Raw genomic sequence first — 14,900 nt, forward strand, 5'->3', positions numbered from 1 at the left:
TCCCTCTCTTTTTTTATGAATTTTTTTTTGCAGACGCAATAATTTGCATCATTTTTTCTACTACATCAAATGGCAGGTGTTTCCCGCACTTATTGTAATCTACTGTAATTACTAGCTGTGTTCCTTCCATTCCAAAACCGACCGCACGACCAAACTCCATTGATTGCTCAACGATTTGCGCACCGTTTGTATTGGCTGTTCCTTCTTCTGAAAGAATAATAGATACAACCTGCTGCTTTTCTTTTATTGAAAGCACATCTGCCTCTTTCGCCCAAACTTTCATACGGGCCACGCGCATCAGACGCTCTGTTTCAACCGGTAAATCTCCAAAACGGTCTTGCAGTTCATCGATAATTTCCAAATAATCCTCGATGCGTTCCATCGCCTTAATCCGTTTATACATCTGGATTTTCTGGTAGCCATCCGGAATATACGCGTCTGGAATGTAAGCATCAATATGCAGCATAATCTCTACATCTTGCTTCTCTTCTCTCTTCACACCGGTACGACGTTCTTCAACTGCTTCTTCCAGCATTTGTGAATACAAATCAAAACCGATTGAATCGATAAAGCCATGCTGCTGAGCACCAAGTAAATTCCCGGCACCACGAATCGATAAGTCACGCATCGCAATTTTGAAGCCTGATCCTAATTCCGTAAATTCTTTTACTGCCTGCAAACGCTGCTCGGCCACTTCAGTAAGAACTTTATCACGTTCATACATAAAATACGCGTAGGCAATACGATTCGAACGCCCTACACGTCCTCGCAACTGATACAGCTGGGAAAGACCCATACGATCCGCATCATGAACAATTAAAGTATTTACATTTGGAATATCTACACCTGTTTCGATAATCGTTGTTGTGACAAGTACATCATACTCACCTTCTATAAACGATAAAATAACCGATTCAAGCTTTGCCTCTGTCATTTTGCCATGCGCAAAGGCAACTCGTGCATCTGGAACAAGCATCTGAATTTCTTCTACTCTTCTTGTAATATCCTCTACTCGATTATATAAATAAAACACTTGTCCACCGCGCGCCATTTCACGTTCAATCGCTTCACGTACAAGCGCTCCGTTATGTTCCATTACATACGTTTGGACAGGGAAGCGGTTTTGTGGCGGTGTTTCGATAACCGACAGGTCACGCACTCCTACCATTGACATGTGCAGTGTACGCGGAATTGGTGTTGCGGTTAACGTCAGTACATCGACATTAGTCCGGAGCTGCTTAATCTTCTCTTTATGTGTTACACCAAAACGCTGCTCCTCATCGACGATAAGCAGGCCTAAATCTTGATATACTACATCCTTCGATAGAATACGGTGTGTACCTATCACCATATCAACTGTACCTTCTTTTAGGCCTTTTAACGTGTCTGTCTGCTGCTTTTTCGTGCGGAAACGACTAAGCAGTCCTACATTGATTGCATAGTCTTCAAATCGCTTCGAGATCGTTTCATAGTGCTGTTGCGCCAAAATGGTAGTCGGCACTAAGAAGGCCACTTGCTTGCCATCTAAAATAGCTTTAAATGCAGCTCGAATGGCAACTTCTGTTTTTCCGTATCCTACATCCCCGCAAACAAGTCGATCCATTGGACGTTCCCGTTCCATATCTATTTTCACTTCAGCGATTGTGCGTAACTGATCTTCTGTCTCCTCGTATGGGAAAGCAGCCTCAAAGCTTCGTTGCTCATCGGAATCAGGAGAAAAGGCATAACCTTTTTCCGCTTCGCGCTTTGCATAAAGTTTGATTAGATCGTCCGCAATATCCTGTACTGCATTCGAAACTTTCTTATGTGTTTTCTTCCACTCCGTGCCGCCGAGTTTATGAAGTTTCGGTTCTTTTTCACCTGATGGCACATAACGCTGAATCAGTTCGATTTGATCTACAGGTACATATAACTTATCGTCCTCACGGTAGCGTACATGCAAATAATCTTGATGCGTACCATTCACAACAAGTGTTTCGATGCCAATATATTTCCCGATACCATGATGTACGTGTACAACATAATCGCCTGATTTAATTTCGGTATATGACTTTATTCGCTCAGCATTTGTCATCTGCTGTGGCCGTGATTTTTTCTTCGCCTGTTGTTTAAAAAGCTCATCATCCGTAACAACCGCTATTTTCTGTAACGGCAGCTCAAAACCTGACGACAATGCCGTATTGACTAAATAAATACCTGGTTCATCAGCATAACCGATTGTTGAAGCAATATGATAATCATCCAGTAAATTTTGCATCGCCTTTATCCGGCTTTCAGAATTGGCCGTAAATAACACGACGAACTTTTCATTTGACCAACGTTCAATTTCATTTTGCAGTAAAGCAATTTGTCCGTGGAACTGCTGCATCGGTTTACAGGAAATGTTGATTGTCTTTTTAAGAGTAATGCCTGCAAATGTTCTTGTGAATAATGCGAAATACATTTTCTGCTGTTTCAGCATTGAAAGCACTTCTTTTAATGAATGGGATGGCTTTACATCGTGAAGCATTTTGCCCCCTTCAATCAATGAAATAAACCATTCATTTTCTTCACGTTCCCAGGCTTCCATCACTTCCTGGATACGGCCCAATTCATCAAATAAAACAAGACCATCCTCTTTAAAGTAATCACCTAAAAAAAACGGCTGTTCAAATAAAAGCGAGCCATATTTTGCAATATGATCCGGCAGATGACCAAGACGCAGCAGCTCAATATCATGTTGAATATTTTGCATGAGCAATTCCTGGGTTTCCTTTTTGCGCACCTTTTTTAAACTAGCTGCCAATGACACTTCCAGGCGTTCTGCAAGTTTTATACGCTCTTCTTTCGTTAAAAGAAGCTCTGTGGCAGGGAAAATTTTAATTTCATTTAATTTTTCAATTGAACGCTGATTATCGGCGGAAAAGGTACGAATCGAATCCACTTCCGTATCAAATAACTCAATACGAATCGGATCTTGTGCATATGGCGGATAAATATCCAAAATTCCGCCGCGCATCGCAAACTCACCTGGTGTTGTAACCATTTCACTTCTCGTATAGCCCATTTCGACAAGCTTATCTAACCAAATATTGATGTGGACATCTTGGCCTAAAGAAGTGTAAAGTTCGTATCCAAGCCATTTTTGAGGTGAGCTTAGCATACTGCGCATACCTGCAACCGGAATAATATAGATTCCGCGTTCCTGATTGACTAAACGCCCTAATGTAGCAATACGCTGTGCACGCAGCTCATGGGAAGAAGTCGTCATATTGGCTGCGATAAACTCCTCAGCAGGGTAATAATGAACATGCCCTTCACCAACTAATGCAGTCAAATCATCTACTAACTTTTGCGCCTGCAATAGGTTTGAGGACACGATATAAATCGATTTATTTGTCTCTTGATAGATTGTATGAATCAATGCGGGTCTTGCACTTCCCGTTAACCCCGTAATAAGGTGATCGTTTGCTTGATTCTTTTGAATTTGCTCTATCATATTATCAATCTGTTTATCTTTTTTAAATATTTGATGAATCGTATCCACGTCTAGTCCCCCTTCTCTTTTTCGATAAATGAAAACGGAAATGGAAAAAGCCTTGGCGCAGTTTATGCGACCAAAGCAACTCCTCTACTGTAACCATCTTTTTAACGCATAGTAATCGGGAAACTGACGCAATGAATCTTCACAATGTTCACAAATGCTGTAAACGGTCGTTTCTCCCCGCTCATTTTTTTTAATAAATTCATCGATTTCACCTATTTCAAACAAATGAAGCTTTTGAACCGTTTCTTCTGCATCGAAAGGCAAAGTACCAATCTCTACCTCACAATGTCTACAGCGGTAGCGTACAGGCATCTCCCATGGCCTCCTTTAAACACTTATGTATATTAAAGTCTAACCATATTTTGATTAATTTATGCGCCGTTAAATTTGTTCATCACTTCTAAAAACGGCTTTGTTAAAGCTGTCTCCACAGCATCACAGCTCTTTTCGACAGCTTCTTTTACAATTGGCTGATCCTCTTTTGAAAATTTGGCCAATACGTAATCCGCCACTTTCATACCTGCCGGCGGGCGGCTAACTCCGACACGAATTCGGTTAAATTCCTGTGTCCCTAAGTGCTGAATTAATGACTTAATCCCGTTATGTCCACCAGCACTTCCTTTGCCGCGTAATCTTAACTTACCCGTTTCCAGATCTAAATCATCATAAATAACAATAATATCTTCAATTTCTATATCAAAATAATCCATTAGAGGTCTAACACATTCTCCTGATAAGTTCATATATGTTAGCGGCTTCAATAAAATGACTTTTCCTTCAGGACGATGAACCGTTGCATACATACCATTAAATTTAGTTTGATTTAATGGTGCGTTCCACCGATTGGCTAATTCATCAATCACATCAAAACCTATATTATGGCGTGTATGTTCATATGGTTTTCCCGGATTTCCTAAACCAATAATTAATTTCACTAGTAATCGCATCCTTTTTCTCTAATCGCCTTTATTTTATCATATATGCTCCTGAAAAGTATGTATCGTCCTCTAGTATTGTGCCAATGATTTCTCGCGCATTTTCCTTACAATGAAGAGCACTAAGAAGCCTACTGCTGCGAAAAAGCGAACTGCTGTCGATAAATACATCGCTGTTTCCATCGAGTATGTTTCGAGCAGCCAAATTCCGATCTGTGGAGAAGAAAATGCGATGACTGCCAGCAGCACATTATAAGTTGTAATACAATATGTACGGACTTCCTGCGGTGAATTTTCCAGCAATAAATTAAATAATATTAAAACCGTTCCTGAAACAAACAAACCGGAAAGAAAGGACATCGCGACTAAATAATACAGGTTAGTCGATAAAACCATCAGTAATGGTGCTGTCGACATACCAAAAGCAACCCAGACGAATACACTCATATTGCCATATTTTTGCGACCATTTACGCCAAAGAGAAAACGAAATAATTTGGGCAATCATATTTGCCACATTGAACATACTAATCCAGAAGATTGTTGCTTCTGCATAACGAACATTATAAATATTAAAAACACCCCATGCCATTTGCCAGCCAAAGTTAAAAACGAGCGCAACAATTAAAAACAGGACATATTTATTGTTTTTAAAAATTGACCAATCCATTGCACGTTTCTTTTCTACATTCAGTTCACGTGCCGGTTCATCATGCTTTAATAAAAAATACAGTTCAACAACCCCGACAACGAACGTAAACATAAATAGTATTTGATAAGCTATCCGATTAGCGGTCATGTCTTTCATAACAATGCCAATCGTTAATGTAACAAATAGGCCTACAACTGTCAGCAAGCGATTACGGTCACTGAAAAACTGCGCTCGACGCGTTTCCTCAATAATATTGCCGATAAAAGACTGCCAGCCCATATTAGCCATCGTATTCGGTACACTCATCGCAGCAATCAGGCCAAGCAGCAACCATGAACCAAAACTGCCTGGTACATAACTAATAAAGGCAATTAGCAGGAAAACAAAGCGTGCTGCCAATACGGAGAAAGCAACGAGCCTTTTTTGTTCGAATGCACGGTTTAGTAAAATGGCAGCCGGCAACGTCATTAGCAATGTAATTAAAGGTGGCAAAGAACTGATCAACCCGACCTGATAATTTGTCGCACCAAGAATCGTCATTGCAAAAATCGGAATGTAGCTGTTTGAAGTATTTTGTGCAACAGCAGATGCCATCCCATGGTAAATACTCATTTTTTCATTATGTGTTCTCATAAAGTCCTCTAATTTTTCTTAATATTTACTCATCTCCATATTATTATACTTATTTTCTTTCGTATGTCGAAGTATTTTTTTACATTAAAAAACCGCTCTATATAATAGAGCGGCCTGTCCAATTGCTTAATTTTCTCTACCTGGTTTTTCAGGCGATAATTTTTCTCCCGTTGCATCAAGATCATCGGCTGTTACATTATCTGCATCTGCATCAACATCTTCAACTGGTGCTGCTGGCGGTGTTACCGTTGCTAATGTATAGTCATCATTATCTACAATTGTAAAGGCTGTAAATTGATCACGAACATTACCCACAGATAACGATTCACCAACTGCTAATTCGGATACATCGATTTCAATTGTGTCTGGAATTTCACTTGGCTTCACTTTAATTTTCAATGTATGGTTAGGTTGAGTAATTACTCCACCTTCTTTTACACCAACTGAAGTTCCGATAAATGCGATTGGAACATCCACTTCGAGTTCTTCTTTCATATTGATAGCAAGGAAGTCAACGTGCTTCACATGTCCTTTTAGTGCATCACGCTGGATATCAGTAAGTACTGCATTTACTCTTTTCCCGCCTACTTCAATTTTAAACACGCTTGTTGAACCATATGTTTGAACTGCTTTAGCAGTGTCTCTATAATCCAACGAAATTGGTGTTGTTTCAGTTTCATAGCCATACAGCACACCTGCCAGTTGGCCTTCTTTTCTAAGTTGGGTTAATAACGAACGTTTCCCAGTTTCTCGCTTCGTTGCTTGTAATACTGTAGTCATATTCCATCGTCCCCCTTAAATAATTATACAAAGATACATTTACCCTATCTTTGTCCACCCTAAACATAATAAATTGTCAGATTTTTTGCAAATATTTGCATATAAAGCTACTATGAAATAAAAAAACAGCCTAGGAAATAAAATTCCCAAGCTGTTTTGCTATTGATTAGTCGAATAACGTACTAACAGATTTATTTTCATAAATACGAGAGATTGCATCTGCCATTAATTTCGCAACTGATAATTGCTGAATTTTTGGAGAAAGTTTTTCTTCAGATAATTGAATTGTGTTTGTTACAACTAATTCTTTAATTGGAGAATTTTCAATACGCTCAATTGCTGGACCTGATAATACAGGGTGTGAACAACATGCGTAAACTTCTTTAGCACCGCTCTTAATTAATGCCTCTGCACCAATCGTAATCGTACCGGCCGTATCGATAATATCATCGATTAAAATACATACTTTACCATCTACATTACCAACAATGTTCATTACTTCTGCCACGTTTGGTTTTGGACGACGCTTATCAATAATAGCAATCGGAGCTTTTAAGCGCTCTGCCAATTTACGCGCACGTGTTACACCACCATGGTCTGGAGAAACAATAACTAATTCCTCTTCATTAAATCCTTTTGTTCCGAAATGTTCGGCAAGTAGCGGTACAGCCACTAAATGGTCGATTAAAATATCAAAGAAACCTTGAATTTGAGGTGCGTGTAGATCCAATACAATTACACGAGTTGCACCGGCAGTTTCAAGTAAGTTTGCTACTAATTTAGCAGTGATTGGTTCACGCGCTTTTGCTTTACGGTCTTGACGTGCATAGCCATAGTAAGGCATAACAACGTTTACTGTACGAGCAGAAGCACGTTTAACAGCATCAATCATAATTAAAAGTTCCATTAAATGCTCGTTAACAGGTGCAGAAGTAGATTGAACGATAAATACATCCATTCCTCGAATACTTTCTTCAATGCTAATTTGGACTTCTCCATCACTGAAGTGTTTAACAGATGATTTCCCTAGTTCTAGACCCATTTCATCGGCAATCTCTTTGGCAAGTGGATTGTTAGAATTTAATGAGAAGATTTTTAATTTTGAGTCAGCGTATTGATACGGCATGATGGCCTCCTGTATTTTAGTTAATTTTATTTTGAATTTAATTTACTCACATAGCCTAATTTATTTTCCTGACGAGCACGTGCAATCGCCAATGCATCTTCCGGAACTTCTTTAGTAATTGTTGATCCTGCAGCAATGAAAGAACCTTTTTTCAATGTTACCGGAGCAACTAAGTTCGAATTACATCCAATGAATACATCGTCTTCAATAGTTGTTTTATATTTGTTTTTACCGTCATAGTTAACAGTAATTGAACCGCAGCCAATATTTACGTTACTGCCGACTTCTGCATCGCCAATATAGCTTAAATGAGACACTTTCGTATCATCACCTAACGTACTCTTCTTCACTTCAACGAAATTACCAATTTTCACATGGTTTCCTAATGAAGATTCCGGACGTAAATGTGCAAACGGACCTACTGCTGTTTCGTTGCCGACTTGGCTGTTTAGCACAACTGAACTATGAATCGTTGTTGCACTACCAATTTGACTGTCCACAATATGACTATTCGGACCAATTTTACAATCTTCACCAATAACCGTTTTTCCTTCAATGATCACTCCAGGTAAAAGAACCGTATCACTTCCGATTACTGCGTCTGCACTAATATGTGTAGAAATCGGATTAATAATCGTTACACCGTTGCGCATATGACGTTCGTTAATACGTGCACGCATAAGCTCCTCTGCTTGAGACAGTGCAAAGCGGTCATTTACGCCTAGCGTTTCATCAAAGTTTTCTGTTACATATGCTGCAACTGTTTCACCTTGCTTTTGTAAAATTTCAATAACATCCGGTAAATAGAATTCACCTTGTGCATTTTCATTTTTAACGAGCTTAAGTGCTTCAAACAATGCTTCATTATCAAAGCAGTATGTGCCTGTATTAATTTCTTTCACAAGCTGCTGTTCAGATGTAGCATCTTTTTGTTCAACAATTTGCGACACTTGTCCATGTTCGTTACGTAAAATACGACCATAGCCAGTCGGGTCATCTGTAACCGCTGTCAAAATAGTTGCTTTTGCATTTTGAGATACATGTTGATCAAGCAGTGCCTGCATTGTTTCAGGGCGAATTAAAGGAGTATCACCACATACGACAAGTGTAGTTCCGCTAAGACCGCTTAAAATCGGCTCAGCTTGCTGAACTGCATGCGCTGTACCTAGTTGTTCTTCTTGTAAAACATACTCACTCTTATTTCCAAGTGTTTCTTTTACCAGCTCTGCACCATGTCCTACAACAGTTACGACACGCTCAACATTTAATGAACTGATATGATCGATTACATGTTCCACCATTGGCTTTCCGCATACTGGGTGAAGCACTTTATATAATTTGGACTTCATTCGTGTACCTTGACCAGCCGCTAGCACGACCGCAAAAATATTCGTCATATTACAAGTCCTCCATTTTAGCTCTTTTTCTCTTATGACTATAAAGCAATTTCATAATCTTTTCAAGGTATTCAGACTTGACAAATGTTTGAATTTAAAATATCTATAATAGTTTGACACATTTTCTTTTGTGTACTAATTCAGCAAAATTTTACGTTAAAAAGTAAATAATCAGTATATTTTCGACCTTATTGTTCTTTTTACTTTTCTGTTATAGAACATTTCTGCGTAGAAAATAATTCATAAAAAAAAGAGCCCCCTCATATGAGTGACCCTAATTAATATTAAACATTCACTTCTTCAAGCTCCAAGGTTTCCTCTGTATTTTCCTCAGCAGATGCATGGAAAGCTTCCAAAACGATTTCTTGAATTTTATTGCGCGTATTCGAATTAATCGGATGTGCAATATCGCGGAATTCGCCATCTGGTGTTCTTTTGCTAGGCATAGCTACAAATAAACCAGTATTTCCATCAATTACACGAATATCATGGATGACAAATTCATCATCTAGCGTAATTGAGGCAATTGCACGCATACGTCCTTCTGTTTGAACACGTCGTAGTCTTACGTCAGTTACTTCCATTATTTATACCCCCTGTAGTTTGATGCGTAATCTTTAGTATTCGGGATGAAAGAATATAATCCTTCTATCATCCAGTAAATTTCTAAAAATACATCATTTATCAATAGAATACAATATAATGTAATTTTTTTCTATCTACAATTTTTATAATTATTAAAATAAACTAAATATTCTACTTATTTATGAGATTTTTCTTAATAACTGCTGTAAATAGAGTCAAAATATTTTTTTAGCAAAAAAAATCCACGTCTTTTCTATAATTAGAAAGCCGTGGATTTAAGCTATAAACAAGTTTATTCAAAATTAGAACTAAGAAATTATTATTTTACTAAGGCAATTACTTCAATTTCAACTTTTACATCTTTTGGTAAACGTGCAACTTCTACTGCCGAACGAGCTGGCTTGTGCTCACCAAAATGACTAGCATACACTTCATTCATTATAGCGAAATCATTCATATCTTTCATAAATACTGTTGTTTTAACAACTTGGTTTAAAGAAGAACCGGCTGCTGCTAAAACAGCTTTTAAGTTTTCGAATACTTGGTTTGTCTGTACTTCGATATCCCCTTCTACAAGTTCCCCTGAAGCTGTCAGTGGAATTTGGCCAGAAGAATAAAACATGTTATTTACTACAATACCTTGTGCATATGGACCGATTGCTGCTGGTGCATTTGTTGTTGAAACTGTTTTCATTTTAATTTCTCTCCTTTTGAAAAAAATTACCTTCACTTAATGCAATTGTGCGATCTTTCTCACTTACTTCCTGTAGTTTTACTAAAGAATAGTAATCATCTACTAATGTAACATCAGCATGCTGTGCTTCTACTAATACAGCGATACCTGCCAACTCACATTCGAATTCTTCCAGTAAGTTCTTCATACCATTCATCGTGCCTCCGACTTTCATGAAATCGTCGGTAATTAATACACGCTGCCCACTTTTCATACTACGTTTTGATAAAACCATCGTTTGAATACGACGAGATGATCCTGATACATAATTAATACTCACCGTTGAACCTTCAGTCACTTTGCTGTCACGACGTACAACAACAACCGGGACATTTAAATGTCTTGCAATCGCATGTGCAATTGAAATTCCCTTTGTCGCTACGGTCATAATGACATCAATTTGACGATCTGCAAACACGCTCGCAAATACTTTACCAACGCGATTCATCAATTCCGGATTTCCTAAAAGGTCCGTCATAAATAAATAGCCGCCAGGTAATAAGCGATCGGATTGACAAAGTTCCCCCATAAATTCCCCAATTATATCACGAACTTCTTGTTCCGCCATTTTAGGGATATATTTAACACCGCCCGCTGCACCAGGTACGGTAATTAAAAGCCCAATTCCTTTTTCTTCGAATGTTTCCTTTACAATTGTTAAATCTTCACTGATTGAAGACTTTGCAGAACTGTAAAGCTCAGAAAAATAAGTTAGCGGGATCAACTGATGTGGATGCTCAAGTAGATAATAAGTCATATCCACAAGGCGTTCACTGCGCTTCCATTTCATGCGACCCTCTCCTAAACATTAATTAATAAAATACGAATATTTAATAGTCAAATTACCATAATTATACGTATTTATGCAAGTGGATTTCGTTCCCCCAACATACGTACTACATAAACTTCCTCACAAAAACCACGTAATCCATTATAAATACGGCTGACACGTGCTTCATTTTCCACTAGCCCAAATACTGTCGGACCACTGCCGCTCATTAGTACCGCATCGGCACCAAAGCGCTGCATTTGTTCTTTAATTGTTATAACTTCAGGATGAAGCTCAAATGTTACAGTTTCCAAAACATTTCCAAGTGAATGGCACATTAGCTCATAATCATCCGTTTCAATTGCCTTAATCATTTCTTTCGTGTTTGGATGCTGTAGTCCTTCAATATTCAGTCCACCGTATACATCCGCAGTCGATACGCCAATTTTCGGCTTGGCCAAAACGACCCAGCAAGTTGGAGGTGCGGATAGTTCTTTAATCTTTTCCCCGCGCCCTGTTGCCAAAGCTGTACCGCCATAGACGCAGAATGATACGTCAGAACCGATTTCCGCTCCATGCTCCGCAAGCTCGTCCAACGTTAAATTTAGATCCCAAAGCTCATTTAAACCGCGCAATGTAGCCGCTGCATCGCTGCTTCCACCCGCTAGACCCGCAGCTATAGGAATTTGCTTCTCAATTGAAATGGTTACGCCTTCTTTAATACCGTATGTATTTTTTAAAAGCTCTGCTGCCTGGTAAGCAAAATTCCGCTGATCATCCGGGACAAAATTATCTGTCGAAATAATTTTAATTTGACCGTCTGCTCGTGATTCCAGTCCAATTCGATCGGCCAAATCGACCGTTGTCATAATCATTTCCACTTCATGATAATGATCCGGACGTTTATAAAGCACATCAAGTGTTAAGTTAATTTTTGCGGGTGCTTTTACGTATAACATTGAAAATTCCTCCTACTGTATAAGGCACGCATAATATGTAATACGCGATTAAAATTCTATTGCCCCTATTTTACCATACGGAAGCCTTGTATTATGCACGAAAACATTCACTTTTCTTCGCAAATTATCGTAAAAAAATGCATGCCAGACAATTCAGTAGTAAGACATTCTAAGTATTAAGAAAATCGCTTTCCTGCAATCAAAATAACACCACCGTAAGCGAGAACCTACGATGGTGCCATCTTTGTGTCAACTTACTTTTGGTTGTTCTGCGATTGTTTAGCTAAGTTTTCCTGAGCCATTTCAACCGCGCGTCTTACCATGTTTCCTGCATCACGGGCTTTAATACCGCCCCAACCCTCACGTTGAACTACGTCGTAAAATCCAAGTTCTTTTGCAATCTCTTCCTTTAGACGACTCGACATGATTTTTTGTCTTGCCATGCAAAAAACCTCCTTTTCGTTGACGCTTTTAGCATGTGCAAAAAAGAAAAAAACACTCACTTTAAATGAGCGCTTTTTTAAAAATATTAAAATAAGTACTAGAAAAACTATTTGATGGTAGCTACAGCATCATCTAAAAAAGTAATCTCTACTGCTTCGGTAAGTATATCTGTGTAACTGTAAGACACGCGCTTGCACGCATTATCTTCCTGCTTTAGTTCAATAACGAACACTGCATGGTAAGTGTCACTTAAGACGCCTTCACATTCAATTGTTTTCTTGCGACCACCATTTGCTTTTAATTGCAAACGTTTACCCAAATGACTATCCAATGATTTTTTAATGTCTGCTAACGTTTTTGGCATTTTTGCATACACCTCACTATAAAATAGTATACCATGATGCAATTAAAATGTCAATAAAATATAATATTTTATCACCGTGATACAAAGTCGTCAACTTTTTTCTTAAGATTTCTTAAAATTTTTTAATGTGAAATTCATTTTATTGTCTTACACAAAAGTTAGGATATAAGCAGTCCGCTAATTTTCCAAATTCTTGGATTGACAATGTTTCACCACGACGTGATGGTTCAATTCCGGCTTCTTCTAATGCTTGAAGGATAAGCTCTTTATTTTGCTTACCATTAACAAGTCCATTTTGTAAATTATTTAAAATTGTTTTACGACGTTGTGCAAACGAAGCACGGGATACTTCAAATAAGAAGTCCTCGTCAATTACTTTCACTGGAGGATTTTCATGTTTAATTAAACGAATTACTGCCGAATCTACATTTGGCTGTGGCATAAATACCGTTTTTGGCACAACCATCGCGATTTCCGCTGTTACGTAATACTGAATTGCAATTGATAAAGAGCCATATGCCTTCGTACCCGGTTTTGCGGTAATACGATCCGCTACTTCCTTCTGCATCATCACGACAAAGCCGCGAATCGGTAAACGATCATTTAAAAGCTTCATTAAGATTGGTGTTGTCACATAGTAAGGTAAATTAGCCACGACCATAATATCATCAATACCTGGCATTTCTTCTTCGATTACTTGTGCAACATCGGCCTTTAAAATATCCGAATGGACTATCTTTACATTGTCATAAGGGCTTAATGTATCCTCGAGTACAGGTAAAAGCCTTTGATCAATTTCAAACGATACGACTTTTTTTGCCTCGCGGGCTAAATGCTCTGTCAATGCACCAATCCCAGGTCCAACTTCAATCGCTCCACTATTTTCCGTTAAATTAGCGTGACTGACGATATTACGTAAAATATTCGGGTCGATTAAAAAGTTTTGCCCTAAGCTCTTTTTAAATGAAAATCCGTATTTTTCTAAAATTTCTTTTGTACGTACCGGTGTAGCAATGTCTTTATGCATGCGTATCCTCCTGATCTAATTGCGAAATTGCTTCTGCAAACTGCTCGATTGTTATTTGAAACATCATCAATCGTTTATGAAGCTGTTTACCATTTGTCATTCCTATATTTAAAATTTCCCCTAACTGATCCCGACGTTTTTTTGATTGCGGGTGTCCTATCAGTTTGGCTATCATTAAATCTTCCAGTGTAATTCTTTCCTCAATTTGAGAATCTGCCAATGTATACACATTGCTTAATGCTTCACGGATATCCTCATCGTTTGCGTGTTCAATCCCTAAACCTTTGCCGTTTTTGGCAATTGTTTTCGCCTTTGCTAAAAACGCATGCTTCACACCTGGTATCCGCTCTTCTATAATCGCGCGAATACGACGGCCAGGGTAATCAGGGTCCGTAAATACAATGACGCCTCTTTTTTTCTGGGCATGCTCAATACGGCGCAGGACTTCATCTGAAATTGCAGAACCGTTTGTTTCTATAGTATCTGCTCCTGTCGCACGCTTAATCGCTGTTGTATCGTCTTTTCCTTCAACAACAATAATCTCTTGTATATCCAAGAAACGTTCCTCATTTCTAACTTAGTCTTTCGCTATTTTACCATAGATTGCACTTTGTTACCGCTGTGCTAACTTCAATGAAAAAAGCTCCCTCGCCATCAGTCAAAAAGCGAGAAAGCCGATATACATTTTGGAATGTTAATTTAATATCATACAACTGAATAATCAATTACACCTCGGTGTAATTGCATCCAGGCTTTTTTAGGCATACATAATGTGGGTAAGTCAGCATTTGCCACAACATAGGACAAATGAAGGCTGGGTCCCTTTAAAAAGTTCTATGACATCCACCAAGGAGCTCCTCTTCATTCAGCGAGCGTTTGAAACACAGCTGAAACGAACAAAACAAGCATTCATCACCCAACTAAAAAGGTAAATGTTTTCTGTACTTGCCGCTACTCTTTCAGTATAAAGG

15 protein-coding genes are annotated in these 14,900 nt (G+C 38.5%); all 15 read right to left on the reverse strand.

Annotated features, from left to right (window positions below; all coding sequences use genetic code 11):
* Positions 1 to 13 precede the first annotated feature (13 nt).
* A complete protein-coding gene (gene mfd, locus AC6CH1_RS18575; protein ID WP_498318783.1) occupies positions 14 to 3,526 on the reverse strand; it encodes a transcription-repair coupling factor in 3,513 nt (1,170 codons plus the stop codon).
* A gap of 84 nt (positions 3,527 to 3,610) precedes the next feature.
* A complete protein-coding gene (locus AC6CH1_RS18580) occupies positions 3,611 to 3,838 on the reverse strand; it encodes an anti-sigma-F factor Fin family protein (protein ID WP_079523129.1) in 228 nt (75 codons plus the stop codon).
* A gap of 59 nt (positions 3,839 to 3,897) precedes the next feature.
* A complete protein-coding gene (gene pth, locus AC6CH1_RS18585; protein ID WP_039967424.1) occupies positions 3,898 to 4,461 on the reverse strand; it encodes an aminoacyl-tRNA hydrolase in 564 nt (187 codons plus the stop codon).
* A gap of 72 nt (positions 4,462 to 4,533) precedes the next feature.
* Entirely contained in the window at positions 4,534 to 5,745 is a 1,212-nt protein-coding gene (locus AC6CH1_RS18590) for an MFS transporter (protein WP_251691543.1), read from the reverse strand.
* 126 nt (positions 5,746 to 5,871) lie between these two features.
* Entirely contained in the window at positions 5,872 to 6,525 is a 654-nt protein-coding gene (locus tag AC6CH1_RS18595) for a 50S ribosomal protein L25/general stress protein Ctc (protein ID WP_251691545.1), read from the reverse strand.
* Between the two features lie 166 nt (positions 6,526 to 6,691).
* A complete protein-coding gene (locus tag AC6CH1_RS18600) occupies positions 6,692 to 7,651 on the reverse strand; it encodes a ribose-phosphate diphosphokinase (RefSeq protein WP_079523132.1) in 960 nt (319 codons plus the stop codon).
* A gap of 26 nt (positions 7,652 to 7,677) precedes the next feature.
* Complete coding sequence (glmU, locus tag AC6CH1_RS18605) at positions 7,678 to 9,048, reverse strand: bifunctional UDP-N-acetylglucosamine diphosphorylase/glucosamine-1-phosphate N-acetyltransferase GlmU (protein ID WP_251691547.1); 1,371 nt, start codon at positions 9,046 to 9,048, stop codon at positions 7,678 to 7,680.
* Positions 9,049 to 9,332: 284 nt separating this feature from the next.
* On the reverse strand, positions 9,333 to 9,632 hold the full coding sequence (gene spoVG / locus AC6CH1_RS18610; protein ID WP_008408289.1) for a septation regulator SpoVG: 300 nt from the start codon (positions 9,630 to 9,632) through the stop codon (positions 9,333 to 9,335).
* A 320-nt stretch (positions 9,633 to 9,952) separates the two neighbouring features.
* Positions 9,953 to 10,327 carry a RidA family protein gene (locus AC6CH1_RS18615; RefSeq protein WP_251691549.1) on the reverse strand — a complete coding sequence of 125 codons (375 nt, stop codon included), beginning with the start codon at positions 10,325 to 10,327 and terminating at the stop codon, positions 9,953 to 9,955.
* Between the two features lies 1 nt (position 10,328).
* On the reverse strand, positions 10,329 to 11,156 hold the full coding sequence (gene purR / locus AC6CH1_RS18620; protein WP_251691551.1) for a pur operon repressor: 828 nt from the start codon (positions 11,154 to 11,156) through the stop codon (positions 10,329 to 10,331).
* Between the two features lie 71 nt (positions 11,157 to 11,227).
* On the reverse strand, positions 11,228 to 12,094 hold the full coding sequence (gene ispE, locus AC6CH1_RS18625; RefSeq protein ID WP_251691553.1) for a 4-(cytidine 5'-diphospho)-2-C-methyl-D-erythritol kinase: 867 nt from the start codon (positions 12,092 to 12,094) through the stop codon (positions 11,228 to 11,230).
* A 254-nt stretch (positions 12,095 to 12,348) separates the two neighbouring features.
* Positions 12,349 to 12,537 carry a small, acid-soluble spore protein, alpha/beta type gene (locus AC6CH1_RS18630; RefSeq protein ID WP_008408295.1) on the reverse strand — a complete coding sequence of 63 codons (189 nt, stop codon included), beginning with the start codon at positions 12,535 to 12,537 and terminating at the stop codon, positions 12,349 to 12,351.
* Between the two features lie 107 nt (positions 12,538 to 12,644).
* Complete coding sequence (veg, locus tag AC6CH1_RS18635) at positions 12,645 to 12,902, reverse strand: biofilm formation stimulator Veg (protein ID WP_008408296.1); 258 nt, start codon at positions 12,900 to 12,902, stop codon at positions 12,645 to 12,647.
* Between the two features lie 139 nt (positions 12,903 to 13,041).
* Positions 13,042 to 13,929: a 16S rRNA (adenine(1518)-N(6)/adenine(1519)-N(6))-dimethyltransferase RsmA gene (gene rsmA, locus AC6CH1_RS18640; protein ID WP_251691556.1), complete on the reverse strand. Its 888-nt coding sequence runs from the start codon at positions 13,927 to 13,929 to the stop codon at positions 13,042 to 13,044.
* On the reverse strand, positions 13,922 to 14,485 hold the full coding sequence (gene rnmV / locus AC6CH1_RS18645) for a ribonuclease M5 (protein ID WP_251691558.1): 564 nt from the start codon (positions 14,483 to 14,485) through the stop codon (positions 13,922 to 13,924). Before rnmV ends, rsmA begins: the two co-directional genes overlap by 8 nt.
* Positions 14,486 to 14,900: the final 415 nt, after the last annotated feature.

It is taken from the genome of Solibacillus sp. GQ1 (assembly GCF_059758555.1).

What these genes read in the sequence shown, in the direction of transcription:
- AC6CH1_RS18580 (WP_079523129.1), bottom strand. Translation starts at nt 3,838, where the DNA reads ATGCCTGTACGCTACCGCTGTAGACATTGTGAGGTAGAGATTGGTACT.
- AC6CH1_RS18590 (WP_251691543.1), bottom strand. Translation starts at nt 5,745, where the DNA reads ATGAGAACACATAATGAAAAAATGAGTATTTACCATGGGATGGCATCT.
- AC6CH1_RS18595 (WP_251691545.1), bottom strand. Translation starts at nt 6,525, where the DNA reads ATGACTACAGTATTACAAGCAACGAAGCGAGAAACTGGGAAACGTTCG.
- AC6CH1_RS18600 (WP_079523132.1), bottom strand. Translation starts at nt 7,651, where the DNA reads ATGCCGTATCAATACGCTGACTCAAAATTAAAAATCTTCTCATTAAAT.
- glmU (WP_251691547.1), bottom strand. Translation starts at nt 9,048, where the DNA reads ATGACGAATATTTTTGCGGTCGTGCTAGCGGCTGGTCAAGGTACACGA.
- spoVG (WP_008408289.1), bottom strand. Translation starts at nt 9,632, where the DNA reads ATGGAAGTAACTGACGTAAGACTACGACGTGTTCAAACAGAAGGACGT.
- AC6CH1_RS18615 (WP_251691549.1), bottom strand. Translation starts at nt 10,327, where the DNA reads ATGAAAACAGTTTCAACAACAAATGCACCAGCAGCAATCGGTCCATAT.
- purR (WP_251691551.1), bottom strand. Translation starts at nt 11,156, where the DNA reads ATGAAATGGAAGCGCAGTGAACGCCTTGTGGATATGACTTATTATCTA.
- ispE (WP_251691553.1), bottom strand. Translation starts at nt 12,094, where the DNA reads ATGTTATACGTAAAAGCACCCGCAAAAATTAACTTAACACTTGATGTG.
- AC6CH1_RS18630 (WP_008408295.1), bottom strand. Translation starts at nt 12,537, where the DNA reads ATGGCAAGACAAAAAATCATGTCGAGTCGTCTAAAGGAAGAGATTGCA.
- veg (WP_008408296.1), bottom strand. Translation starts at nt 12,902, where the DNA reads ATGCCAAAAACGTTAGCAGACATTAAAAAATCATTGGATAGTCATTTG.
- rsmA (WP_251691556.1), bottom strand. Translation starts at nt 13,929, where the DNA reads ATGCATAAAGACATTGCTACACCGGTACGTACAAAAGAAATTTTAGAA.